General features: G+C 72.3%; 22 protein-coding genes. 16 read left to right on the top strand and 6 right to left on the bottom strand.

Going from position 1 to position 24,832, the window contains the following annotated elements; translation table 11 throughout:
• Positions 1-176 precede the first annotated feature (176 nt).
• The 4 genes from ACIRQY_RS32540 to ACIRQY_RS32555 all read right to left on the bottom strand — a co-directional run bounded on the left by ACIRQY_RS32540 (position 177) and on the right by ACIRQY_RS32555 (position 3,590).
• Positions 177-863: a DUF2993 domain-containing protein gene (locus ACIRQY_RS32540; RefSeq protein ID WP_403931664.1), complete on the bottom strand. Its 687-nt coding sequence runs from the start codon at positions 861-863 to the stop codon at positions 177-179.
• A 203-nt stretch (positions 864-1,066) separates the two neighbouring features.
• Positions 1,067-2,470, bottom strand: a complete 1,404-nt coding sequence (locus tag ACIRQY_RS32545) for a hypothetical protein (protein WP_403931667.1) — start codon at positions 2,468-2,470, stop codon at positions 1,067-1,069.
• Between the two features lie 10 nt (positions 2,471-2,480).
• Entirely contained in the window at positions 2,481-2,735 is a 255-nt protein-coding gene (locus ACIRQY_RS32550) for a MoaD/ThiS family protein (RefSeq protein WP_351793970.1), read from the bottom strand.
• Positions 2,736-2,780: 45 nt separating this feature from the next.
• A complete protein-coding gene (locus ACIRQY_RS32555; protein WP_403931670.1) occupies positions 2,781-3,590 on the bottom strand; it encodes an alpha/beta hydrolase in 810 nt (269 codons plus the stop codon).
• Between the two features lie 233 nt (positions 3,591-3,823).
• Between ACIRQY_RS32555 and ACIRQY_RS32560 the strand changes: the two genes are divergently transcribed.
• The 5 genes from ACIRQY_RS32560 (at position 3,824) to ACIRQY_RS32580 (ending at position 9,343) form a co-directional block, all read left to right on the top strand.
• On the top strand, positions 3,824-4,651 hold the full coding sequence (locus ACIRQY_RS32560; RefSeq protein WP_351793966.1) for a response regulator transcription factor: 828 nt from the start codon (positions 3,824-3,826) through the stop codon (positions 4,649-4,651).
• 24 nt (positions 4,652-4,675) lie between these two features.
• The gene (locus ACIRQY_RS32565) at positions 4,676-5,704 is read left to right on the top strand and encodes a LacI family DNA-binding transcriptional regulator (RefSeq protein ID WP_403931673.1); all 1,029 of its coding nucleotides are present in this window, start codon (positions 4,676-4,678) and stop codon (positions 5,702-5,704) included.
• A gap of 299 nt (positions 5,705-6,003) precedes the next feature.
• Complete coding sequence (locus ACIRQY_RS32570) at positions 6,004-7,059, top strand: S1C family serine protease (RefSeq protein WP_403931676.1); 1,056 nt, start codon at positions 6,004-6,006, stop codon at positions 7,057-7,059.
• A 32-nt stretch (positions 7,060-7,091) separates the two neighbouring features.
• A complete protein-coding gene (locus ACIRQY_RS32575) occupies positions 7,092-7,820 on the top strand; it encodes a response regulator transcription factor (RefSeq protein WP_351793956.1) in 729 nt (242 codons plus the stop codon).
• A gap of 80 nt (positions 7,821-7,900) precedes the next feature.
• Entirely contained in the window at positions 7,901-9,343 is a 1,443-nt protein-coding gene (locus ACIRQY_RS32580; RefSeq protein ID WP_403931723.1) for a sensor histidine kinase, read from the top strand.
• Positions 9,344-9,379: 36 nt separating this feature from the next.
• Here ACIRQY_RS32580 and ACIRQY_RS32585 read toward each other — a convergent pair whose 3' ends face one another.
• Positions 9,380-10,279, bottom strand: a complete 900-nt coding sequence (locus tag ACIRQY_RS32585; RefSeq protein ID WP_403931679.1) for a phosphatidylinositol-specific phospholipase C — start codon at positions 10,277-10,279, stop codon at positions 9,380-9,382.
• A 287-nt stretch (positions 10,280-10,566) separates the two neighbouring features.
• Complete coding sequence (locus tag ACIRQY_RS32590; protein WP_403931681.1) at positions 10,567-12,399, bottom strand: bifunctional metallophosphatase/5'-nucleotidase; 1,833 nt, start codon at positions 12,397-12,399, stop codon at positions 10,567-10,569.
• 166 nt (positions 12,400-12,565) lie between these two features.
• Here ACIRQY_RS32590 and mshD point away from each other — a divergent pair, with 166 nt between their 5' ends.
• The 11 genes from mshD to pstB all read left to right on the top strand — a co-directional run bounded on the left by mshD (position 12,566) and on the right by pstB (position 24,630).
• Positions 12,566-13,492 (top strand): mycothiol synthase, encoded by a 927-nt coding sequence (gene mshD, locus ACIRQY_RS32595; protein WP_403931684.1) that lies wholly within the window; start codon positions 12,566-12,568, stop codon positions 13,490-13,492.
• A 94-nt stretch (positions 13,493-13,586) separates the two neighbouring features.
• Entirely contained in the window at positions 13,587-13,970 is a 384-nt protein-coding gene (locus ACIRQY_RS32600) for a GntR family transcriptional regulator (RefSeq protein WP_403931686.1), read from the top strand.
• Entirely contained in the window at positions 13,967-14,815 is an 849-nt protein-coding gene (locus ACIRQY_RS32605) for an ABC transporter ATP-binding protein (RefSeq protein WP_403931688.1), read from the top strand. Before ACIRQY_RS32600 ends, ACIRQY_RS32605 begins: the two co-directional genes overlap by 4 nt.
• Entirely contained in the window at positions 14,812-15,780 is a 969-nt protein-coding gene (locus ACIRQY_RS32610) for a hypothetical protein (protein ID WP_403931690.1), read from the top strand. The genes ACIRQY_RS32605 and ACIRQY_RS32610 overlap by 4 nt, the downstream gene beginning before the upstream one ends.
• Before the next feature lie 491 nt (positions 15,781-16,271).
• Positions 16,272-18,527, top strand: coding sequence for an RNA degradosome polyphosphate kinase (locus ACIRQY_RS32615; RefSeq protein ID WP_403931726.1), 2,256 nt, complete (start codon positions 16,272-16,274; stop codon positions 18,525-18,527).
• Positions 18,514-19,584 (top strand): CHAD domain-containing protein, encoded by a 1,071-nt coding sequence (locus ACIRQY_RS32620; RefSeq protein ID WP_403931693.1) that lies wholly within the window; start codon positions 18,514-18,516, stop codon positions 19,582-19,584. Before ACIRQY_RS32615 ends, ACIRQY_RS32620 begins: the two co-directional genes overlap by 14 nt.
• Complete coding sequence (locus tag ACIRQY_RS32625; RefSeq protein ID WP_351793934.1) at positions 19,581-20,000, top strand: NUDIX hydrolase; 420 nt, start codon at positions 19,581-19,583, stop codon at positions 19,998-20,000. Before ACIRQY_RS32620 ends, ACIRQY_RS32625 begins: the two co-directional genes overlap by 4 nt.
• Positions 20,001-20,532: 532 nt before the next feature.
• Positions 20,533-21,675 carry a phosphate ABC transporter substrate-binding protein PstS gene (gene pstS, locus ACIRQY_RS32630; RefSeq protein WP_403931696.1) on the top strand — a complete coding sequence of 381 codons (1,143 nt, stop codon included), beginning with the start codon at positions 20,533-20,535 and terminating at the stop codon, positions 21,673-21,675.
• A 104-nt stretch (positions 21,676-21,779) separates the two neighbouring features.
• On the top strand, positions 21,780-22,754 hold the full coding sequence (gene pstC, locus ACIRQY_RS32635) for a phosphate ABC transporter permease subunit PstC (RefSeq protein ID WP_351793929.1): 975 nt from the start codon (positions 21,780-21,782) through the stop codon (positions 22,752-22,754).
• Positions 22,751-23,824 carry a phosphate ABC transporter permease PstA gene (gene pstA, locus ACIRQY_RS32640; RefSeq protein WP_351793926.1) on the top strand — a complete coding sequence of 358 codons (1,074 nt, stop codon included), beginning with the start codon at positions 22,751-22,753 and terminating at the stop codon, positions 23,822-23,824. Before pstC ends, pstA begins: the two co-directional genes overlap by 4 nt.
• A 29-nt stretch (positions 23,825-23,853) precedes the next feature.
• Complete coding sequence (gene pstB / locus ACIRQY_RS32645) at positions 23,854-24,630, top strand: phosphate ABC transporter ATP-binding protein PstB (RefSeq protein WP_351793923.1); 777 nt, start codon at positions 23,854-23,856, stop codon at positions 24,628-24,630.
• The last annotated feature ends 202 nt before the right edge of the window (positions 24,631-24,832 follow it).

Raw genomic sequence — 24,832 nt, forward strand, 5'->3', positions numbered from 1 at the left:
TTCAGGCGCCGTTTCTGCGGATCGGACAGCATCGTCTCAGCATGTGACCAATCGGTAGGTGCGAGGGGCAGCCGGGCACCCCGGGCCCGGTCGGGTCCCGGGACGGCACCGCCCCGACGCCCGCGAGCACCGTGCGGCGAGTGCCGTGGGGCGGACCGTGAGCGCCGTGCGGCGGATCAGCCCGCCAGAACGACGTTCCGGCCGGTCACCGTGACCGCCAGGCCCTCCGGGCGCGGCTCGACCTTCGTCACCTTCATCCCGGCTATCGCGCCGATCGGACGCTCGAAGTCGGTGCGCTGACGGACCAGGCCCTCGATGCCGGGAATGCCCTCGCCGGGCACCTCGTCGGCCCGGACCCTGATCGTGTCCCCGTTCACCACGGTCACCGTGGACACCACGGTGCGGGTCAGGGTGCGGCCCATCACCTCCACACCGCCGGTCACCTTCACCTTGCCGTCGCCGCCGTAGGCGACGGTGGCCTGCCGCTCGGAGGCGGCCGTGAGGTCCGCGTACGAGACCAGGGCGGTCCCGCTGGCGGAGCCCGCCTTCGCGCCGGACCAGTCGCCGGTCACGGTCACGTCCCGCAGGGACACGGTCAGCTCGCCGATCCGGAGGTGCCGGTCGCCCGCCGTCGTCCGCACTCCGGACACCTTGACGTCGATCTCGTCGAACCGCTTGTCCGCGACCTGGGTGAGGAAGGGGAAGCCCTTGATGTCGACGTCCAGGGAGTCGCTGGTCACGGCGGCGAGCTTCACCCGGCCCGCCGCCTCCGACTCCGCGTACGCCACGGCCAGCCGGTCGATCCCCACCAGGACCCCGCCCAGCACGACGGCCACGATCAACAGAATCCGCAGTGCTCGCATGGGTAGTGCGTCCCTCCGCATGGAAGTGGAAAACCGGCCCCCCGACACGAAGACCGACGTGCCGGAAGGCCGGTTGGTTCCCTCCGGGCGCCCGGTTCAGGGCCTGGTCAGGGTTGCGTCAGGGCCGTCTCAGGGGCGCCCTGGACCTGTCCGAGGGGCGCGCGGGGAGCGCCCGGGAGTCGCCCCGGGCGCCTTCCCCACGATCAGGCCAGGGCCCGGCCGAGCAGGTAGACGGCGGGCGCGGCGGCGGTCAGCGGCAGCGCGACCCCGGCCGTCATGTGCACGAAGCGGGACGGGTAGTCGTAGCTGGCCACCCGCAGGCCGATCAGGGCGCAGACCCCGGCGCCGAGGCCGAGCAGCGCGCCCGGGGTGCCCAGCCCGGTGAGTCCGCCGGCCGCGATCCCGGCGCCCGCGGAGGCGAGCAGCGCGACGACCGCGGAGACCGCGCCGGGCAGCGGCAGCGCCCGGGCGAGGACGGCGGCGGCCACCGCGGTCCCGCCGACGACCACCGCGTCGGGTTCGGCCCCGAGGTGTCCGGTGGCGACGACGGCGAGCGCCGCCGAGACCACGGTCGCCATCAGGCCGTACATCCGCTCGTCGGGGTCGGCGTGGCTGCGCAGCTGGAGGACCAGGCATAGCAGCACCCAGGCGCCGAGGGTGCCGAGGATCGCGGCGGCGGCGTGCTCCCGGCCGGTGGCGAGCAGGGCCGCGTCGGCGGCGAGGCCACCGGCGAAGGCGAGCGCGATGCCCTGCCGGGCGGGCCACATCCCGTTGAGCCGGAACCAGCCCGCGGCGGTGAGTCCCTGGAGCAGGACGAGCGGGAGGAGCAGCCCGTACGTGCCGAGGGCGGCGCCGCCCGCGAGGAGCAGTCCGAGGACGGCGGTCAGCGCGGCGGGCCGCATCCCGGGCTCGATGATCGGAGACCGGCCCTCGGCACGCGCGCGCTGGGCGTCGGTGATCCGGGTGTTCCCCGAGGTGGTGGGCGGGGACCAGGAGGACTCGCGGTCCGCCCCGGGCGCCGGATCGGCCTCCCGTACGGGTTCGGCCGTCGGGGCCCCGACGGCCTGCGGCGGGTACGCGCCGACCGGGGCCGGGGCTCCGTACGACTGCGGTGTCCCGTACGGCTGCTGGGCCCCGTACGACTGCTGCCCGGTCCCGTAGGGCTCCTGCGTCCCGTACGGTCCCGGCGCTCCGTACGGTGCCTGCTGAGCCCCGTGCGACGGCTGCGCCCCGTAGGGGTCCTGGCCGCCGCCGTACGACGGCGGGGCCGCGTAGGGGTTCTGCTCGGCGTACGGGTTCTGCTCGGCGTGGGGCACCTGGTCGGCGTAAGGGATCTGCTCGGCGTACGGCTGCTGCCCCCCGTACGAAGGCGCCGGAGCCCCGTACCCCTGGGGCGCGGGGGGCTCCTGCCCGGTCCGGGCGCGGGCCGCCCTGACCTGCTCGGGCGAGAGGGAGGGCTGGTACGTGGTGTCCCAGGTCTGGCCCTCCCACGTCTGCGCGGCATCGGCACTCTGCGGCGCCTGGGCCGGGAACCCGCCGTGCCCCTGGACCTGCCCGTTCGCGTACGGGTCGTACGGCTGGCCGCCGTGGTACTGGTCGTTGCTCATGCTGTGGGGTTCACCCTCCTGCGAACGGGGGGAGCACCTCGACCGTGCCGCCCTCCGCAAGCCGTACCGTCTCATGGCTCCGGGTCCCGACGGGGTCGCCGTCGACCAGGAACGAGCACCGCAGGAGGACCCGGGCCAGCTCCCCCCGGTGCTTCGCGCGGACCGCGTCGAGGGCCTCCGCCAGGTGTTCGGCGGCGTACGGCTCCTCCGCGACGCCCGCGGCTGCCTTGGCCGCGGCCCAGTAGCGGATGGTTCCCGCTGCCATAGCGGCGCTCCCTTCGTTCGTGTGCGCGCCGCCCCCCATGATGGGCTATGCGCGCGTGAGCCAGTCCCCGAGCCGGGCGAGCAGCTCCGCGTCGGCCGCGTTCTCCGCGTGCCCCATGCCGTGTTCCAGCCACAGTTCCGCGTCACCCGCCCCGGCGAGCGCCCTCGGATGGTCGAGCGGGAAGTACGGGTCCCGGTCACCGTGCACGACGAGCAGCGGCGTCGGCGCGATCAGCGACACCGCCGCCACCGGGGAGAGCGGCTCGGGGTCCCAGGGGCGGCTGTCGATCCGGGTGCGCAGCCCGTACCGTCCGACGACCCGGCCCGCCGGGCGGGTCACCACCCAGTGGAGGCGGCGCATCGGGGCCGTTCCCCGGTAGTACCAGCGGGCGGGCGCGGAGACGGCGGCCACCCGGTCGGCGCGCCCCTCCGGTGTCCGGTCCAGGGCCGCGTGGCGCAGCACCACGGAGCCCCCCATGGAGAAGCCGACCGTCGCCACGCGCGCGTGGCCGAGCCCGCGGGCCCAGCCGACGGCGGCGGACAGGTCGAGGACCTCCCGGTCGCCGACGGTGGAGCGGCCCTCCGAGCCGCCGTGGCCCCGGAAGGAGAAGGTCACGACGGCGGCGGCGCCGCGCTCCGCGAAGGCGCGGGCGGCCCGCCGGACGGCGGGCCGGTCGGCCGAGCCGGTGAACCCGTGCGCGACGACCACGGCCGTATCGGTGACACTGGCCGGGAAAGGTTCGTAGAACGCCTCGATCCGGACATCGTCCTTCGTACGCAACATGGCCCGCCGGGAGCCGGAAGTGATCAGGGAGACATCAGCCATATGAAATCCGCCCTCTCCCTCTGAACTCATGTGGGCTATTCTGCTGGGCGGAGGATCCGGGCGACGCAGCCCCCGGGTCCTTTTGCGTTTTCCGACCGTTGTTACGGACGGATGAACAAAAGCTCTCAGGGCGCTGGAGCAGGCAGTGACGTGTACGGAACGACGTACGAAGCAGTGCCACGTCCTCGCAGGCAGGGACCGAGGAGGAACCGAGTGATGCGCGAGCGAACGAAGCACGACCGACCGGTGCCGGGAGGAGTCCGATGAGTTCTCTGCTCCTTCTGACCAACGCCCTCCAGCCGTCCACCGAGGTGCTCCCCGCCCTCGGCCTGCTGCTGCACAGTGTCCGGGTGGCCCCGGCGGAGGGCCCGGCCCTCGTGGACACCCCCGGCGCGGACGTGATCCTCGTCGACGGGCGGCGCGATCTGCCGCAGGTCCGTTCCCTGTGCCAGCTGCTGCGCTCCACCGGGCTCGGCTGTCCGCTGATCCTGGTCGTCACCGAGGGCGGTCTCGCGGCCGTCACCGCCGACTGGGGCATCGACGACGTCCTCCTCGACACGGCGGGTCCCGCCGAGGTCGAGGCGCGGCTGCGGCTGGCGACGGGCCGTCGGCAGATCGTCGCGGACGACTGCCCGATGGAGATCCGCAACGGCGACCTGTCGGTGGACGAGGCGACGTACAGCGCGAAGCTCAAGGGCCGGGTCCTGGACCTGACGTTCAAGGAGTTCGAGCTGCTGAAGTACCTGGCGCAGCACCCGGGCCGGGTGTTCACGCGCGCGCAGCTCCTCCAGGAGGTGTGGGGGTACGACTACTTCGGCGGCACCCGGACGGTCGACGTCCACGTCCGGCGGCTGCGGGCCAAGCTGGGCCCGGAGCACGAGTCGCTCATCGGCACGGTCCGCAACGTCGGCTACCGCTTCGTCACCCCGGAGAAGGTCGAGCGGGCCGCCGAGGAGGCGCGCGCCCAGGAGAGCACCCGGGCGAAGGGCGCGGCCCGCGCGGGTGCGGGCGTCAAGGGCGCCACGGAGGACCTCACCCGGGCGGAGGACAGGAACGTGGCGGACGCCACAGTGCGACCTGCCGGTAGGTAGGTCCCCCCGCGTAGACTGCCGCGCGTGGCCAAGGTGACGCGGGATGACGTAGCTCGACTGGCGGGTACTTCGACCGCGGTCGTGAGCTACGTGATCAACAACGGACCCCGGCCGGTCGCCCCGGCCACGCGCGAGCGTGTCCTCGCCGCGATCAAGGAGTTGGGCTACCGCCCCGACCGGGTCGCGCAGGCCATGGCGTCCCGGCGCACCGACCTCATAGGCATGATCGTCCCGGACGCGCGGCAGCCGTTCTTCGCGGAGATGGCGCACGCGGTCGAACAGGCCGCCGCCGAGCGCGGGAAGATGGTCCTGGTCGGGAACTCCGACTACCGGACCGAGCGCGAGGTCCACTATCTGCGGGCCTTCCTCGGGATGCGCGTCTCCGGCCTGATCCTGGTCAGCCAGGGCATGAGCGAGCAGGCGGCGAGCGAGATCGAGGCCTGGGACGCGCGCGTGGTGCTGCTCCACGAGCGGCCCGAGGCGATGGACGACGTGGCCGTGGTGACCGACGACATCGGGGGCGCGCAGCTCGCCACCCGGCACCTCCTGGAGCACGGCCACCCGTACGTGGCGTGCCTCGGCGGCGTGCCGAGCACCCCGGCCGTGGGCGACCCGGTCGCCGACCACATCGAGGGCTGGCGGCGCGCGATGGTCGAGGCGGGCCGGCCGGTCGAGGGACGCCTCTTCGAGGCCCCGTACAACCGTTACGACGCCTACCAGGTGGCGCTGAAGCTGCTCGCCGGTCCCGACAGGCCGCCGGCCATCTTCTGCTCCACCGACGACCAGGCCTTCGGTGTGCTGAGGGCCGCCCGCGAACTGCGGATCGAGGTGCCGACGGAGCTGGCCGTCGCGGGCTTCGACGACGTGAAGGAGGCGGCGCTCACCGACCCGCCGCTGACCACCGTGCACTCGGACCGGCCCGCGATGGCACGGGCCGCCGTGGACCTGGTCCTGGACGACTCGATCCGGGTGTCGGGCTCCCGCCGCGAGCGCGTGAAGCTGTTCCCCTCGGCCCTGATCGTCCGCCGCTCCTGCGGCTGCGACGGCGGCTGACCCCTCCCGGGGGGCCGGTACGGAATCCCTTCCGGGGGGGGCCTTTCCGGACGGCCGGTACGGGATCCCCGGGGGTCCTTCCGGACGACCCGTACGGGATCTTCCCGGGGCCTTCCGGACAGCCCGTACCTGATCACTTCCCGGGGCCTTCCGGACAGCCCGTACGGGGCCACCGGCTCTTCCCTCCGGGGCCTCCACGGACCCCGGAGAGGGCCCTTTATATCGGGCATACAGGCTTCTGTCGGGCTTCTCAGCCGCTCCTCAGACACCTCTCATGTACGGCTCCGAGAGTCGTAGCCATGACGGACTTCCCGGAGCAGCAGCCGCAGCACCCCTCCTACCCGCCGCGCCCGCCGTACGACCCGGCGGGGCCCCTCACCCCCGAGCCCGGCACCACGATCTGGCCGTCCGGCGGGCACGTACCGCCCCCGGCACCGCCCGCCCCGGGGGCCGCCGCCACGTCCGCGCCGCGCCACCGGGCCAGGCGCGGGGTCGGTCTGATGGCCGCCGTGGCCATCGCCGCCGCCGCGATCGGCGGCGGCACCGCGACCGTCGTGGAGCGGCTCACCAGCGACAACACCGTCGCCGCCGCACCTTCCGCCGTGAACGGCACCACCGTCTCCTCCGGCACCACGGGCACGGTCACGGGGGTCGCCCAGGCGGTCTCCCCCTCGATCGTCGAGATCTCCGCGTCCTCGAACTCCGGGCAGTCCACCGGCTCCGGCGTGATCATCACCTCCGACGGTGAGATCGTCACCAACAACCACGTGATCTCCGGCGCCTCCCAGGTCACCGTGCGGCTCAGCGACGGCAAGACCTACCAGGCGTCCGTCGTCGGCACCGACCCCGCCAAGGACCTGGCGCTGATCAAGCTCCAGGGCGCCTCCGGCCTCAAGGCCGCCACGCTCGGCGACTCCGACGACCTCCGGGTCGGCGACCAGGTCGTCGCCATCGGCTCCCCCGAGGGCCTCACCGGGACCGTCACCAGCGGCATCGTCTCCGCCCTCGACCGGGACGTGACCGTCGCCAAGGACGACGGCGGACAGCAGCGGCAGCAGCAGTCCGACCCGCGCCAGGGCTGGCCGTTCGAGTTCGGCGGACAGCAGTTCAACGGCGACACCGGCTCGTCGAAGACCACGTACAAGGCGATCCAGACCGACGCCTCGCTCAATCCGGGGAATTCCGGCGGCGCCCTGATCAATATGAAGGGCCAGATCATCGGAATCAATTCGGCCATGTATTCGCCCAGTTCTTCGGGCGGTTCCGCCGCCGGAAGCGTCGGCCTCGGATTCGCGATCCCGGTGAACACCCTGAAGGCCGACCTGGACACCCTGCGCGCGGGCGGCGGAAGCTGACCGGTGAAGGGGCCGCGTGCGACGCTGAGTCCATGACTGGCCAACGACACGAAGCCGAACGCATCCTCGTCGTCGACGACGAACCCGCCGTCCGGGAGGCCCTGCGCCGCAGCCTCGCCTTCGAGGGGTACGGGACGCGGGACGCCGTCGACGGGCTGGACGCGCTCGCCCAGATGGACTCGTACGCCCCCGACCTCGTCGTCCTCGACGTGCAGATGCCCCGGATGGACGGACTGACCGCCGCCCGCCGCATCCGGGCCTCCGGCTCCACCGTGCCCATCCTGATGCTCACCGCCCGCGACACCGTCGGCGACCGTGTCACCGGGCTCGACGCGGGTGCCGACGACTACCTGGTGAAGCCCTTCGAACTGGACGAGCTGTTCGCCCGGATCAGGGCGCTGCTGCGGCGCAGCTCGTACGCCGCCGCCTCGGCGGGCGAACCCGCCGACGCCGACGTGCTGTCCTTCGAGGACCTGCGGATGGACCTGGCCACCCGCGAGGTGACCCGGGGCGGCCGGACCGTGGAGCTGACCAGGACCGAGTTCACGCTCCTGGAGATGTTCCTGGCCCACCCCCGGCAGGTCCTCACCCGCGAGCAGATCCTCAAGGCCGTCTGGGGCTTCGACTTCGAACCCAGCTCGAACTCGCTGGACGTGTACGTGATGTACCTGCGGCGCAAGACGGAGGCGGGCGGCGAGCCGCGCCTCGTGCACACGGTGCGGGGCGTCGGTTACGCGCTGCGCGGAGGAGGCGGGGAGTGAACGGACCGGGAGGCCCCGAGCCGGAACCGGGAAGCTCGGAGCCGGAGCCGGGAGGCGCGGAGCCGGAGCCGGCCGGACCCGTGGCGGCGGACCGGGCCGCCCCGGCGGGCCCCGGGCGGAAGGGGCCGCTGGCCTGGTTCCGCTCACGGCCGCTGCGCTCCCGGCTCGCCCTGCTCACCGCCGTGGCCGTCGCCGTGGCCGTCGCCGCGGTCTCCCTCGCCTGCTGGTTCGTGACCCGCGAACAGCTGGAGAACGAGATGGACTCCTCGCTGCGCGGCACCCGGCTGGACGCCAGCGGGGTGGAGAGCCTCCTCGCGCTGTGCCACCGGGGCACCACACCGCCGCCGCTGGCGGGCTCGTACACCGTGCAGGTGATCCTCGCCGGCGGGGGCGTCTGCACCTCCGGGAAGGCCCCGATCCCCGCCGGTCCCGGCGACCTCGCCGTGGCGCGCGGACAGCTCGGGGACGTCCTGCACACCGTGAAGGACGACGCCGGGCGCGAGATGCGCGTCTACACCTACCCGCAGGAGGGCCCGCCCGGGATCGCGGTCTCCCTCGCCCGCCCGCTCTCCGAGATCGACAACTCGATGTCCACCCTGCGCTGGGTGCTGCTCCTGGTCTCCGGGATCGGTGTCGTCGGCGCGGGCGCCGCCGGGCTCTGGGTGGCCCGCACGGGCCTGGAGCCGGTGAACCGGCTGACCGGGGCGGTCGAACACGTCGCCGCCACCGAAGACCTGACCGTCCGCATCCCGGTGGAGGGCAAGGACGAGATCGCCCGCCTCTCCCGCTCCTTCAACGCGATGACGGCGGCCCTGGCGACCTCCCAGGACCGGCAGGCCCAGCTCATCGCCGACGCAGGACACGAGCTGCGCACCCCGCTGACCTCGCTGCGCACCAACGTCGAACTGCTCGTCCGCAGCGAGGAGACCGGCCGGGCGATCCCGCCGGAGGACCGGCGGGCCCTGCTCGCCTCGGTGAAGGCGCAGATGACGGAGCTGGCCTCGCTGATCGGCGACCTCCAGGAGCTGGCCCGCCCGGACACCGAGCGGCCGGGGCCGCTCGCGGTGGTGCCGTTCCACACGATCCTGCGGACGGCCCTGGACCGGGCGCGGCTGCGCGGTCCGGAACTGACCTTCGTCACGGACCTGGCGCCGTGGTACGTACGGGCGGACGCGGCGGCCCTGGAACGGGCCCTGGTGAACGTCCTGGACAACGCGGTGAAGTTCTCGCCGCCCCGGGGCACGGTCGAGGTGCGGCTGATGCGCGGCGAGCTGACGGTCCGCGACGAGGGCCCCGGCATCCCGGCGGAGGAACTGCCGCACGTCTTCGACCGGTTCTGGCGCTCCCCCTCGGCGCGCAGCCTGCCGGGTTCGGGCCTCGGCCTGTCGATCGTGGCCCGTACGGTGGAGCACGCGGGCGGTACGGTCGCCGTCGCCCCGGCGGAGGGCGGCGGGACGGTGGCCACCGTACGACTGCCGGGGGCGCCGACACCCCCGCCGGACACGCTCCAGGGCCGTGCTTAGGCGTCGCCAGGCAGGCGGGACTCTCGAAGCACGGCCCTAGTTGTGCCGGAGCAGGGCCTCCACCAGGCCCGGCCGGGTGTTCGGGAAGTCCAGCGGGACGACGCCGAGGCCCTTGGTGCCGGACGCGGCGGCGCTGTCGAGCCAGCCGTGGACGCGCGGGTTGAGGCGGTCGGAGTTCCAGCGGGGCGGCAGGTACGCGGAGGTGCTGACGAAGTTCACGTAGAGCGGGCCCGGCCGTTCCACGGCGGCGCGGAAGTGGGCCTCGATCTTCGCGTACTTGGGGTCGGGCAGCGCGTTCCAGTCGTCCTGGAGGGCGAGGGCCGAGCGGTCCCCCCACTTCAGGCCCGGCAGTCCGCCGTTGTCGGCGATCAGCACGATCCGGCCGCGCGCCTCGCCGAGCAGCGGCACGGTGTCCCCGATGCGGAAGAGGGAGCGCCAGCCGCGTACGTCGAGGTAGTCGTCGAAGACGGCGCGGAAGGTGGCGTCGGACTCCTCGGAGTGCTCCTGCTTGACCCGCATCAGGACGGTCTCCGAGGGGTGGGCGGCGAGGAAGTCGCGGCAGGCGCCGAGGACGTCCCCGAACATCATGTTCTGGTAGGACGCGCCGTGGTGGATGGCGAAGGAACCGCCGGTCACCCGGCACCGGACGTCGAGGAACCGGACGCCGCTGTCGAGCTGCTGGGCGATCGTGGTGTTCTGGCACTCCGACCAGGCGCCGCCGAAGCGCGCGCCCGAGTCGTGCGTCCCGGGGATGGTGAGCCCTTGCAGCGGGGTCCCGTCCCCGTGCGCCGCCATCCACGCGCGGACGTCCACGGCGCCGGTGGCGGAGGAAGTGGCGGGGGCCGAAGTCGTGGTGAGGGCGGAGGCGGTGGGGGCGCCGAGCAGCACCGTGGCACCGGCCCCCAGGGACCCCGTGAGAAACCGTCGTCGCTCCATGCGCGCACTATGGCAGGCCCTCGGCGTGGCCCGCCAGAGGACTTACCGGCCGGTATCGGGGACGTACTCAGGCCGGTGTCGGGGGCTTGCCCGGGCCGGTGGCGGGGACGTACGTGCTCGGGCCGGTGGCGGAACGGGCTCCGGTCTGCGGTCGATGACGGGGGTGCGTGCTCCGGTTCGGTCCACGGGTGCGCGCCCCGGCCCCTCGGGAGCCGGAAAAGGGGCGGCGGGCCGTCGAAACGGTCCGCCGCCCCCTTCCGTTCAGGTGTTCCAGGGGCCCGTAGGGGCTACTTCACGACCGTGATCCGGTCCGCCGCCGGGACCGGCAGCGGGTTGGCCGCGGAGGACTTCGTCGCCAGGTAGGCGTTGAAGACGTCCAGGTCGGAGGCGCCGACCAGCTTGTTGGTGCCGGTGGCCAGGGCCGCGAAGCCGTCGCCGCCGCCCGCGAGGAACTCGTTCATCGCGACGCGGTAGGTCTTCGACGGGTCGATCGCCTCGCCGTTCAGCCTGACCGTGCCGTCGACGACGCGGTCCGCGCCCGTCTTGGTCATGTCGAGCGTGTAGGTGAGGCCCTTCGAGATCTGAAGGATCTTGACCGAGTTCAGGTTCGAGCCGCTGACCTGCTGCTTCAGCGCGTTGATCAGGTTCGCGCCGGTCAGGTCCACCACGTTCATCATGTTGGTGAAGGGCTGCACGGTGAAGGACTCGCCGTAGGTCACGACGCCGTCGCCCTCGGCGCCGGACGCCTTGTGGACCAGGTCCGCGCGGATGCCGCCCGGGTTCATCAGGGCTATCTGCGCCCCGCCCTTGTCCGCCGGGGCCAGGCCCTCCAGCTGCGCGTCGGCGATCAGGTCGCCGAGCGGCTTCTCGTACGCCGTGGAGCCGCGGCCGTTGATGTCGGCGGCGATGTAGCCCTGCGGGCGGTTGGCGACCGGGGCGGCCAGCGCCTGCCAGTCGGTGATCAGCTTGCTCAGGTCCGTGGCCTTCGGCACGTCGCGCGAGACGACGCGGTTGGCCGAGGCGACGGCCGTGCGCACGATGTCCTTGGTGGCGCGGTCGTACGTCAGCGTGGTGTCGGTGTAGAGCTTGCCGAACGAGGACGCCGAGGTGACCAGACGCGGCTTGCCCGCCGGGTCGGGGACGGTGCACACGTACGCCTGGTGCGTGTGGCCCGTGACGAGCGCGTCGACCTGCGGCGAGACGTTCTTGGCGATCTCGGTGATCGGGCCGGAGATGCCGTCGCCCGGACCGGGGCTGTCACAGTTGTAGTTGTACGAGGCGGAGGCCGGGGCCCCGCCCTCGTGGACCAGGGCGACGATGGACTTGACGCCCTTGCGCTCCAGGATCTTGGTGTACTTGTTGATCGTCTCGACCTCGTCGCCGAACTTGAGGCCCTTGACGCCCTCGGCGGTGACGATGTTCGGGGTGCCCTCCAGGGTCACGCCGATGAAGCCGATCCGGACGCCGTTCTTCTCCCAGATGAAGTACGGGTCGAGCAGCGGCTTGCCCGTCTTCTCCTTCGTCACGTTCGCGGCGAGGTACGGGAAGTCGGCGCCCTTGAACTTCTTGCCCTTGACGAAGCAGCCGGCGGTCGGGTGACAGCCGCCGTTCTGCATCCGGGCCAGCTCGACCGCGCCCTCGTCGAACTCGTGGTTGCCGACCGAGGTGACGTCCAGGTCCAGCTTGTTCAGGGCCCCGATGGTCGGCTCGTCGTGGAAGAGACCGGAGAGCAGGGGCGAACCGCCGATGAGGTCACCGGCCGCCGCCGTCACGGAGTAACGATTCCCCTTGCGCGCCTCACGCAGGTGCGTGGCCAGGTACTCGACACCGCCCGCGTCGATCTTCTCGGTGGTCCCGTCCTCCTTGGTCCGGGTGACCTGGCCGGACGAACCGGCCGGGGGCTCCAGGTTGCCGTGGAGGTCGTTGAAGGACAGCAGCTGGACATCGACCATCCGGCCCCAGCCCTGGCCGCCGCCGTGCTTCGCGGCGTACGGGTCGGAGCCCGCTCCGGCGGACGGCATCGCGGCGACGAGCGCGCCGACCGTCACGAGTCCCGCCCCGGCGGCGAGAACCCGCCGTCCGGTCTTCTTCTTCCGCTGGTCCCTCGATGTTCCTGCCATCGCTCCCACTCGTCCCCTTGGCCCGTTTTCGCGGTATTGACGTATCCCCCCGTCTGCGGCTGAAGCCTAGGGTCAACGCGCGTAGCGCAACAGGGGGTGGCGGGTTACAAGACAGTTGCCGTCGGCTTTCCCCGGGGCGGCGGCGCGTCGCCGTAGGCTCGGGCCCATGACTTCCGACGCGGCGCCGGCCCTCGAACCGGGACGACAGATCCAGACGTACGACAAGCTCACGCCCGAGCAGATCCAGGACGTTCAGGGCCTGCTGGGGGCAGCCGACACCGCCGACGGCGTGCACGCCGTCTCCGAACAGGGGCGGCTCTACCTCCGGGGCGGCCACCGCGAGGGCGTCCGCCACTTCCTCCTCACCGTCGGCGGGAAGCTCTACGGCTACGCCCAGCTGGAGGAGACCGACCCGATCGAGGCGCCCGCCGCCGAACTGGTCGTCCACCCGGACCGCCGTGGCCGGGGCCACGGGCGGGCCCTCGGCTCCGCCCTCCTGGACGCCTCCGGCAAGCGGCTGCGGGTGTGGGCGCACGGCGGCAAGCCGGCCGCCCGGCACCTCGCGCAGGTCCTCGGCCTGACGCTCTTCCGCGAACTGCGCCAGCTCCGGCGGCCCCTGGTCCCGCTGGACGTCCCCGAGCCGAAGCTGCCCGAGGGCGTCACCGTCCGCACCTTCGTACCGGGACAGGACGACACCGCCTGGCTGGCCGTCAACGCGGTCGCCTTCGCCCACCACCCAGAGCAGGGCTCGCTGACCCAGCGGGACCTGGACGACCGGATCGCCGAGCCGTGGTTCGACCCGGAGGGCTTCTTCCTCGCCGAGAAGGACGGCCGCCTCGTCGGCTTCCACTGGACGAAGACGCACGCCGAGGAGCAGCTCGGCGAGGTGTACGTGGTCGGCGTGCTGCCCGAGGCGCAGGGCGGCGGCCTCGGCAAGGCGCTCACGGCGACGGGCCTGCGGCACCTGGCGGCGCGGGGCCTGCCGACGGCGATGCTGTACGTGGACGCCGACAACACGGCGGCGGTGACGGTGTACGAGCGGCTGGGTTTCACCACCCATGAGGTGGACCTGATGTACCGCACGGAGTCGTAGGCACCAAGTCGCTTCAAGAAGGGGGCGGTTGACACCGCCCCCTTCTTCCGATCATGCTTCCACTACTTGACTAGTGAAAGGGTGGTGAAAGGGCATGGTCGAGTACCGCATCGACCGGCGCAGCGGCGTCGCCACCTACCTCCAGATCGTCCAGCAGACGAAACAGGCCCTCCGGATGGGCCTCCTGGAACCCGGCGACCGACTGCCCACCGCACGCGAGGTCGTCGAAGCGACCGCCATCAACCCCAACACGGTCCTCAAGGCCTACCGCGAACTCGAACGCGAAGGCCTCGTCGAGGCCCGCCGGGGCCTCGGCACCTTCGTCCGCCGCGGCCTCGGCACCGGCCCCGCCGACTCGCCCCTCCGCGGCGAACTCACCACCTGGGCCCTCCGCGCCAAGGAAGCGGGCCTGGACCGCGAGGACGTGGCGGCGCTCTTCACATCCGTACTGAAGGAACACTTCGAGGGGGACACATGACCGACCCGGTCATCACGGCGGAGGGCCTCGGCCTGCGCTACCGGCGGTCCGGCAGGAGCTGGGCGCTGAGAGACTGCACCTTCACCCTGCCCACGGGGACGGTCGTCGGCGTCGTCGGCCCCAACGGGGCCGGAAAGTCGACCCTCCTGGCGCTGGCCGCACGTCTGCTGCGCCCCACCGAGGGCCGGATCGAGGCACCCCCCGGGGACCGGGTCGGCTACGTGGCCCAGGACAAGCCCCTGTACGGCTCGCTCACCGTCGCCGAGACCCTGCGGCTGGGCCGCGAACTCAACCCGGACCGCTGGGACCCGGCCGTCGCCGAGAAGGTCGTCGCGGGCGGCCCGCTGGACCCGAAGGCCCGGGTCAACTCCCTCTCCGGAGGGCAGCGCAGCCGCCTCGCTCTCGCGCTCGCCCTCGGCAAGCGGCCCGAACTCCTCCTCCTGGACGAGCCGATGGCCGATCTCGACCCGCTCGCCCGGCACGAACTCATGGGCGCGCTCATGGCCGACGCCGCCGAACACGGCACGACCGTCGTCGTCTCCTCCCACATCCTCACCGAACTGGAGGGCACCTGCGACCACCTGCTGCTCGTACAGCACGGCCGCATCCGCCTCCACGGCCCGATCGACGAACTGATCGCCCGACACGCCCTGCTCACCGGACCGGTCGGCGACCTCTCCCCGCACACCGTCGTCGACTCCCGCACGACGGGCCGTCAATTCACCGCCCTGATCCGCCGCGAAGGCCCGGTCGAAGGCCCCTGGCGGGCATCGGAACCCTCCCTCGAAGAGCTCCTCCTCGCCCATCTGCGCGCCGGACGCCTCCCCGAGGGAGCCGCCGCATGAGCGCGCTCGCCCTGAAGGGCTCCTCCTGGGTGACCGTCCGCCAGCACCGCCGGTCGCTGTGGTGGGCCCTCGGCCTCGGCATCGCCGCGGTAGCTCTGATGGTCACGTCACGACTGTGGTCCGACAGCGCCGTGGAGGCACTGCGCGCGGCGGGCTGCACCGTCGACAGCCCGGACCGCTCCTGCTTCCAGCACGCCCGCGACTACACCGACGACCAGTGGTTCGCCCGGCAGCTGGTCGAGTACGCCGCTCTGGGGATGTTCCTCCTGCCCGTGCTCCTCGGAGCCTTCCTCGCGGGCCCGATGATCGCCCGCGAGCTGGAGTCGGGAACGTACAAACTGGCCTGGACACAGTCCGTCAGCCCGGCCCGCTGGCTCACCGTCAAACTGGCGGTGCCCGCCGCCCTGGTCGTCACCGGCGTCCCCGTGCTGAGCCTGGTCTTCCACTGGACCTGGTCGACGGGCCCCAGCAACGACTTCCCCACCTACTGGTACGACCCGAACATCTTCACCTCCTCCGGGACCGTCCCCGTGGCGAACGCCCTGATGGGCATCACCCTGGGTGTCCTCATCGGCCTCCTCGTGCGGCGCACCGTGGCGGCGATGGGCCTCGCCGTCGTGGCCACCTCCGCGGTCCTCGGAGCCCTGTACTGGCTGCGCCCCGGACTGTGGCCCCACCAGACCCTCACCGGCCGTGAGCTGTCCCTGCGGGTGTCCGACTCCTGGGTGCTGGCCAACGGCATGATCACCGAGTCCGGGGAGCGGGTCGGCTGGGAGTACTGCGACACGGGACCCGAGGTCGCACGCGCCTGCATGATCGGGCGGGGTGGCGCCAGCGACTTCGTCGACCACCACCCGGCCACCCACTTCTGGCCCCTCCAGCTCATCGAGACCGGCATCCTCCTCGCCCTCGCCACGCTGGCTCTCCTCGCCGCCTTCCGGGTCCTGCGCGCCCGGCACGCCTAGGGGAGCCACGGCACCCGTAAGGGCCCGGAGCCCGTGGGGGAGGCTCGGGGCCCGTAAGGGTCCGGAAGCCCGTAAGGGAGGCCGGCCCCCCGTAAGGGGCCCGCAACCCGTAAGGGCACCCCACACCCGTAAGGGACGACCAGCCCGTACGGGTCACCAGTCCCTTACGGGTCACCGGTCCCTTACGGGCCCCCAAGCCCCCCAGCACCATCCGTGTCCCTGAAGGGCGCCCCGCCCCACCCCCCTAAGAGACCCGGAACCCCCTCAAGACGTCCCGGAAAGCACCGGGGGCGGGGCCCGCGCACGGTCCCGCCCCCGATTCCCGTACGACATGTCGTCGTTACCGGCCATTCAGACGCGCTTGCGACGCTCACGCAATGAAGCGTTCCGTGTCCCCGCCCGGCGGGGCGGTCCTCCCCAAGGGGCGGCTCCCCGCCCCCACGGCCCGCTCCGACGCGCCCGACCACCCCTTCGCGCGGAAGAATGGGGCCATGAGCCAGCACCCCGCCGAGGTCCCGGTCCCCTCCTCCGCCACGCCGTCCGCCCCCTCGTCCACCGCGCCGTCCCTGGGGTCCGCCACCGCGCACCGCCCCCGGGCGGTGAACGGCTCACTCGTCACCGGGACCGACCCCGACCTGGACGCCGACCCCGACACCTACGAGGACGACGGCGCACTCGGCGACGAGCTGCCGCAGGGACGCTTCCTCGACCGGGAACGCAGTTGGCTCGCATTCAACGAACGCGTCCTCGAACTCGCCGAGGACCCCACGACCCCCCTCCTCGAACGGGCGAACTTCCTCGCGATCTTCGCGTCGAACCTCGACGAGTTCTTCATGGTCCGCGTCGCCGGGCTCAAGCGCCGCATCGCCACCGGCGTCGCCACCCGCTCCGCCTCCGGACTCCAGCCCCGCGAGGTCCTCGACCAGATCTGGACCCGCTCGCGCGAGCTCATGGCCCGGCACGCCGCCTGCTTCCAGCAGGACATCGCCCCCGCCCTGGCCGACGAGGGCATCCACCTCATCCGCTGGCCCGAGCTCACGGAGAAGGAGCAGGCCCGCCTCTTCACCCTGTTCCGCCAGCGGATCTTCCCCGTCCTCACCCCGCTCGCGGTGGACCCGGCGCACCCCTTCCCGTACATCTCCGGCCTCTCCCTCAACCTGGCCGTCGTCGTCCGCAACCCGGTGAGCGGCCACCGCCACTTCGCCCGGGTGAAGGTGCCCCCGCTGCTCTCCCGCTTCCTGGAGGCCTCCCCCCAGCGGTACGTCCCCCTGGAGGACGTCATAGCCGCCCACCTGGAGGAACTGTTCCCCGGCATGGAGGTGCTGGCGCACCACATGTTCCGGGTCACCAGGAACGAGGACCTGGAGGTCGAGGAGGACGACGCCGAGAACCTCCTCCAGGCCCTGGAGAAGGAGCTGATGCGGCGCCGCTTCGGCCCGCCGGTGCGCCTGGAGGTCGAGGAGTCCATCGACCCCTACGTGCTGGACCTGCTCGTCCGCGAACTGAAGATCTCCGCCGCCGAGGTCTACCCGCTGCCCGGCCCGCTGGACCTCACCGGGCTCTTCGGCATCGCCGGACAGGACCGGCCGGAGCTGAGGTACCCCACGTTCGTCGCGGGCACCCACCGCGACCTCGCCGAGGTCGAATCCGCCTCCGCGCCGGACATCTTCGCCGCGCTGCGCGAGCGGGACGTCCTCCTGCACCACCCGTACGACTCGTTCTCCACCTCCGTGCAGGCCTTCCTGGAGCAGGCCGCCGGCGACCCGGACGTCCTCGCGATCAAGCAGACGCTCTACCGCACCTCCGGCGACTCCCCGATAGTCGACGCCCTCATCGACGCAGCCGAGGCGGGCAAGCAGGTCCTCGTCCTCGTCGAGATCAAGGCCCGCTTCGACGAGCAGGCCAACATCAAGTGGGCGCGGAAGCTGGAGGAGGCGGGCTGCCACGTCGTGTACGGCCTCGTCGGCCTGAAGACCCACTGCAAGCTGTCGCTCGTCGTCCGGCAGGAGGGCGAACTGCTCCGCCGCTACTCGCACGTCGGCACCGGCAACTACCACCCCAAGACCGCCCGCCTCTACGAGGACCTGGGCCTGCTCACCGCCGACCCGCAGGTCGGCGCGGACCTGTCCGACCTGTTCAACCGGCTCTCCGGCTACTCCCGCCGCGAGACCTACCGGCGGCTCCTCACCGCCCCGAAGTCGCTGCGCGACGGACTGGTCTCCCGGATCACCAAGGAGATCGCCCACCACCGGGCGGGCCGCCCCGCGTACGTACGGATCAAGGTCAACTCGATGGTCGACGAAGCGATCATCGACGCCTGCTACCAGGCCTCCCGGGCCGGGGTCCCCGTGGACATCTGGGTACGCGGCATCTGCGCCGTGCGCCCCGGGGTCACCGGCCTCTCGGAGAACATCCGGGTCCGTTCGGTCCTCGGCCGCTTCCTGGAGCACTCCCGGGTCTTCGCCTTCGGCAACGGCGGCGAACCCGAGGTGTGGTTCGGCAGCGCCGACATGATGCACCGCAACCTGGACCGCCGCATCGAGGCCCTCGTACGGGTCTCGGACCCGGCGCACCGGGCCGCACTCACCCGGCTCCTGGAGACCGGGATGTCCGACACCACCTCCTCCTGGCACCTCGGCCCCGACGGCAACTGGACGCGGCACGCGACCGACCCCGAAGGGCGCCCCCTACGGCACGTCCAGGAGATGCTCATCGACGCGCGGAGGCGCCGGCGTGCACAACCCTGACCCTGCGCGGAACGTCACTGCGGGCGAGGTCCTGGCCCCCTACCTGCACGCACGGGCCGCGGACTTCCTCCGCGGACTCCGGCTCCACGGCGAGAGCGGCTCGGCCACGGCCGGGGCGGAGGAGGCGGCCCGCACCCTGCGCGGCGCCGCCCGCCGGATCGGCGGCACCCTCCACACCTTCCGGCCGCTCCTCGACACGGAATGGGCGGACCGGCTGCGCACCGAACTGGTCTGGCTCTCCGGCACCCTCGCCGTGGAACAGGCCTGCACCTCCCGGCTCGTCCGGCTGGTGGACGCGCTGTCCCGCCTCTCGAACGGTACGGGCGGCGGGCCCGCGGCCCCCGGCACCACCGCGCCCGGAACCCTCGGCGGCCACGGGGGAGGCGGCCACGGGGGAGGCGGCCCCGCCGCCCCCGTCCCGGCCGCCCGGGGCGGCGACTCCACCGGACTCACCGTGGGCGCGGCCCGCGCCGGAGCCCTCCTGGAACGGCAGCTCACCCTGGCCAGGACCCGCGCCCACTCGGCGGCCCTCCAGGCGCTGGGCTCGGCCCGCTTCCACGCCGTCGCCGACGCGGTCGCGCTGCTCGCCTCCGAGGTGCCGCTGGGCCCCGCGGGCTCGGCCCCGGCCGTCGACGTCCTGGACGGGCCCGCCGAACTGGCCGAGCGGCGCCTGGCCGAGGCGGTGGCCGCGCTGCCGCTGAGCCGCGCGGGCCACCCGTACAACGCGGACGCCCTCGCGCTCGCCGCCGGGGAGGGCCAGGACGCGCCCTGGCACCACACCCGGCTGCTGCTGCGGCTGCACCGGTACGCCACCGAGGCCCTGCACACCGGCGGCGGACCCGGCTCCGTCCTGTACGAGGCCGCCCGCGCCCTGGACCGGCACCGCGACGCCGCCGAAGCCGCCGCCGCCGCCTCGGCCGCGGCCCGCACCCCCCGGATCGCCCCGGCCACCGCGTACGCCCTGGGCGTCCTCCACGCCGACCAGCGCCACGAGGTCGAGGCGGCCCGCTTCGCCTTCCAGCACGCCTGGCGACGGACGACGGCCGCCGTCCCATGACGACGGAACGGCGCCGGGACACCGTACGGGCCGCCGGGTGCGTGCTCTGGCGCCCGGCGCCTTCCGGCCACGGCATCGAGGTGGCCCTGGTCCACCGGCCGAAGTACGACGACTGGTCGCATCCGAAGGGAAAGCGGAAGCGCGCCGAGTCCGCCGAGTCCTGCGCGCTGCGGGAGGTCCTGGAGGAGACGGGCCAGCGCTGCGCGCTCGGCTCCCGGCTGCCCACGGTCCGGTACGCGGTGGACGGGCGTCCCAAGGAGGTCGACTACTGGGCGGCCCGCGCGCTCGGCGGGGCGTTCGCCCCGAGCGACGAGGTCGACGCCCTGCGCTGGCTGCCGCCCGCACGCGCCCGCGCCCTGCTCACCCGGGACCGGGACCGCGAACTCCTGGACGCCCTGCCGAGCTCCACCGTCTGAGACGGCGCGAGGACCGGCCGGACGGCCCCGGGCGCGGCGCCGCCACGGCATCCGGGCTCCCGTGGGCGGCCCGCCCCGCATCCGTCCGGGCCTCCGCGCACGTCCAGCCACGGCATCCGGCCCGCCCCGGCATCCGGGCCGCCCCGCACGCCCCGACTCCGGCCCTCCGACGCGGCCCGCCCCGCCCCTCCCCGTAAAGCCCCCGATGACCCGTACGCCGACCCCCGCACCCCGTACGCCGACCGCGGCCCCGGCCCCCCGTGTCACCACCGCCGCGCGCACCCCCGCGACACCGCCCCGACCTCCCTCCTTCACCCGTTCGGACGCCGATCCGGAGCACCCGCACCCGGGCTTCCGGCACGGTTCACTTTCCGTTCACTCTCCTCCGTCGACCGCTTCACCTGATCTGCCTAATTTCGGCCTTACACGGTGCACGGAGCACAGCGGTGCACCACCAACCGACACACGCCGCCGTAGAACGGTCAGGACACACGGTCCGCGACAAGGCGGCTTCTGGAAGGAACACCCGAAAGTGAAGCTTTCGCGCAAGAACGGGCTTCGCGCCTCCGCGATCGGTGCCCTCGTCGTCTCCGGTGCGCTCGTCCTCTCGGCGTGTGGCTCGGACAACAACACGGAGACGCCGACCAAGGACGGCGGCACCAAGACCTCCGCCGCCGCGTCGAACATCGCCTGTGAGGGCGCCAAGGGCCAGCTCCTGGCCGCCGGCTCCAGCGCGCAGAAGAACGCGATGGACCTGTGGGTCAAGAACTTCCAGGCCGCGTGCGACGGTGTCGAGATCAACTACCAGGGCATCGGCTCCGGCGGCGGCATCACCAAGTTCAACCAGGGCCAGGTCGCCTTCGCGGGCTCCGACTCCGCCCTGAAGGACGAAGAGGTCGCCGCGTCGCAGAAGATCTGCAAGGGCGGCAAGGGCATCAACCTGCCCATGGTCGGCGGCCCCATCGCCATCGGCTACAAGCTGGACGGCGTGGACAACCTGGTCCTGGACGCCTCCACCATCGCCAAGATCTTCGACAACAAGATCACCAAGTGGAACGACCCGGCGATCGCCAAGCTGAACCCGGGTGCCAAGCTCCCCGACAGCACGATCCAGGCCTTCCACCGCTCCGACGAGTCGGGCACCACCCAGAACCTGGGCAAGTACCTCTCCACCGCCGCCCCGGCCGACTGGAAGTACGACCCGAAGTCGAAGTCGTGGCCCGCCAAGGACGGCCAGGCCGCCAACGGCTCCTCCGGCGTCGCCACCGCCGTCAAGGACGCCGAGGGCGCCATCGGCTACTTCGAGCTCTCGTACGCCACCGCGAACAAGATCTCCACCGTCAGCATCGACACCGGTGCCGCCGCCCCCGTCGCCGCCTCCTCCGAGAACGCGTCGAAGGCCATCGCCGCCGCCAAGGTCAAGGGCACGGGCAGCGACGTCGCCCTCTCCCTCGACTACGCGACCAAGGCCGACGGCGCCTACCCGATCGTCCTCGTCACCTACGAGATCGCCTGCGACAAGGGCAACAAGGCGGACACCCTGCCGACCCTGAAGGCCTTCCTCAACTACACCGCGAGCGAGGAGGGCCAGAAGGTCCTCGCCGACGCCGGCTACGCCCCGCTCCCGGCCGAGATCGCCGCCAAGGTCCGCGCGATCGTCCCCACCCTGTCCTGACCCCCGGCCGGGTCCGGCCCCCCTCCGGGGGCCGGACCCGGCATCCGGTGCACCGCCGCCAGGAGCCCGTACACCCGTAGGGGCACCGCAGACCGGAGAAGCAGATGGCTACCAGCACACCAGACATACAGAGGAGCCGGAGCGCCAAGAGCGCCGCCCGGCCCGGTGACCGCGTCTTCCGCGGTCTCTCCCGGGGCTCCGGCATCACCCTCCTCGTCATCATGGCCGCGATCGCGGTCTTCCTCAGCTACCGCGCCGTCCTCGCCGTCTCGAAGGACAGCACCAACTTCTTCACCACCTTCGAGTGGAACCCGGCGGGCAGCCCGCCGGTCTTCGGCATCGCCGTCCTCGCCTTCGGCACCGTCGTCTCCTCGGTCATCGCGATGGCCATCGCCGTGCCGGTAGCGATCGGGATCGCCCTCTTCATCTCCCACTACGCCCCGCGCAGGCTGGCCAAGCCGCTCGCGTACGTGGTGGACCTGCTCGCCGCCGTCCCCAGCATCATCTACGGCCTCTGGGGCGCGATCTTCCTCGTCCCGTACCTGGCCGGCCTGAACGAGTGGCTCGACCAGTACCTCGGCTGGACGTACATCTTCGACAAGTCCCAGGACGGCGTCGCCCGCAACCTCTTCACCGTGGGCATCCTGCTGGCGATCATGATCCTGCCGATCATCACCAACGTCACCCGCGAGGTCTTCCTCCAGGCCCCGAAGATGCACGAGGAGGCCGCCCTCGCCCTGGGCGCCACGCGCTGGGAGGTCATCCGCATGGCGGTGCTGCCCTTCGGGCGCTCCGGCATCATCTCCGCCTCCATGCTGGGCCTCGGCCGCGCGCTCGGCGAGACCATGGCCGTCGCCGTGGTCCTCTCCCCCAGCTTCGTCATCTCGGGCCATCTGCTCGACCCGGGCGGCGGCACCTTCGCGCAGAACATCGCCGCCAAGTTCAACGAGGCCGACGAGTTCGGCCGGGACGCGCTGATCGCCTCCGGTCTCGTCCTCTTCGCCATCACCCTGCTGGTCAACGGCGCCGCCCGCTGGATCATCGGCCGCCGCAAGGAGTACTCGGGGGCAGCGGCATGAGCCACGCCATACAGGAACGCCCGGTCACCGCGGCCCCGGCCGCCGGATCCCTCTCCCAGGCCCGGCTCCCCCGCTGGACCCCGGCCGCCGTCGCGGGCGGCTCGATCGCCGTGGCCGTCGGCCTCGGTCTCGCCGCCGGCTGGCACAGCCGCATCCAGTGGGGCATGATCGCCGCCCTGCTCTTCGTCGTCGTCACCTTCGCGCTCACCACCAAGGTGGAGGGCCGCCGCCAGGCCAGGGACCGCGTCGCCACCAGCCTCGTCTGGGTCTGCTTCGTCCTCGCCCTGGTCCCGCTGCTCTCCCTCGCCTGGGTCACGATCAGCAAGGGCGCCGCCGTCCTCGACGGCTACTTCCTGACCCACTCGATGAACGGCGTCCTCGACGCCGAGGCGGGCGGCGGTGTCTACCACGCACTGCTCGGCACCGTCGAGCAGGTCCTCATCGCGACCGTGATCGCCGCGCCGATCGGCCTGCTCACCGCCGTCTACCTCGTCGAGTACGGCGGCGGGAAGCTCGCCCAGGCCGTCACCTTCTTCGTCGACGTCATGACGGGCATCCCGTCGATCGTCGCCGGCCTCTTCGTCCTCGCCACCTGGAACCTGATGCTGGGCTTCGGCCCCTCCGGTTTCGCGGGCGCGATGGCCCTCGCCATCCTGATGATGCCGGTCGTGGTCCGCTCCACCGAGGAGATGCTCAAGCTCGTCCCGAACGAGCTCCGCGAGGCCTCCCTCGCCCTCGGCATCCCCAAGTGGCGCACCATCCTGAAGGTGGTCCTGCCCACCGCGATCGGCGGCATCACCACGGGCGTCATGCTCGCGGTCGCCCGTATCACCGGCGAGACGGCCCCGATCCTGCTCCTGGTGTTCGGTACGAAGCTGATCAACCCGAACCCCTTCGAAGGCGCCCAGTCCTCCCTGCCGCTCTACGTGTACGAGCAGTACGCCGTCGGCACCGACGCCGCCGTGTCCCGTGCCTGGGCCGCCGCGCTCGTCCTGATCGCCTTCGTCATGATCCTCAACATGGTGGCCCGCGGCATCGCCCGCTGGAAGGCCCCCAAGACCGGCCGCTGACCAGCGTCCACCTCTGGAAGTGAATTGATATGGCCAAGCGAATCGACGTCAGCGGCCTCTCCGCCTACTACGGCGCCCACAAGGCGATCGACGACATCTCGATGACCGTGGAGCCCCGCTCCGTGACGGCCTTCATCGGCCCCTCCGGCTGCGGGAAGTCCACCTTCCTGCGCACCCTGAACCGGATGCACGAGGTCACCCCCGGTGGCCGCGTCGAGGGCAAGGTGCTGCTGGACGACGAGAACCTGTACGGCGCGAACGTCGACCCGGTGGCCGTGCGCCGCACGGTCGGCATGGTCTTCCAGCGCCCCAACCCCTTCCCCACCATGTCGATCTTCGACAACGTGGCGGCGGGCCTGCGGCTGAACGGCAAGTACAAGAAGTCCGAGCTCGGCGACATCGTCGAGAAGTCCCTCAAGGGCGCCAACCTCTGGAACGAGGTCAAGGACCGCCTCAACAAGCCCGGCTCCGGCCTCTCCGGCGGTCAGCAGCAGCGCCTCTGCATCGCCCGCGCCATCGCGGTCGAGCCCGACGTCCTGCTGATGGACGAGCCCTGCTCGGCCCTCGACCCGATCTCGACCCTGGCGATCGAGGACCTCATCGGCGAGCTGAAGGAGCGCTTCACGATCGTCATCGTGACGCACAACATGCAGCAGGCGGCCCGCGTCTCGGACCGTACGGCCTTCTTCAACCTGGCGGCCGTCGGCCAGCCCGGCAAGCTGATCGAGCTGGACGACACCGAGCGCATCTTCTCCAACCCGAGCGTCCAGGCGACCGAGGACTACATCTCCGGCCGCTTCGGATAAAGACCGTCTGCGGTGCTGCATGGCGGTGCCACCGCATGACGAAGGGCCCGGCTCCCCCCGAGGGGGAGCCGGGCCCTACTACGTCCGCCGGACACCGGCCGGCCGGGGAAGGTCGCACAGCGACAGCATCGATTTTCAGCCGAAGAACATCCGCACCACGTACCGCGTTCTCCCGGGGGACGACCCCCGGACCCCGGCATCA

Origin of the sequence: Streptomyces sp. NPDC101490 (assembly GCF_044767145.1) — a bacterium.
Classification (GTDB): Bacteria; Actinomycetota; Actinomycetes; order Streptomycetales; family Streptomycetaceae; genus Streptomyces.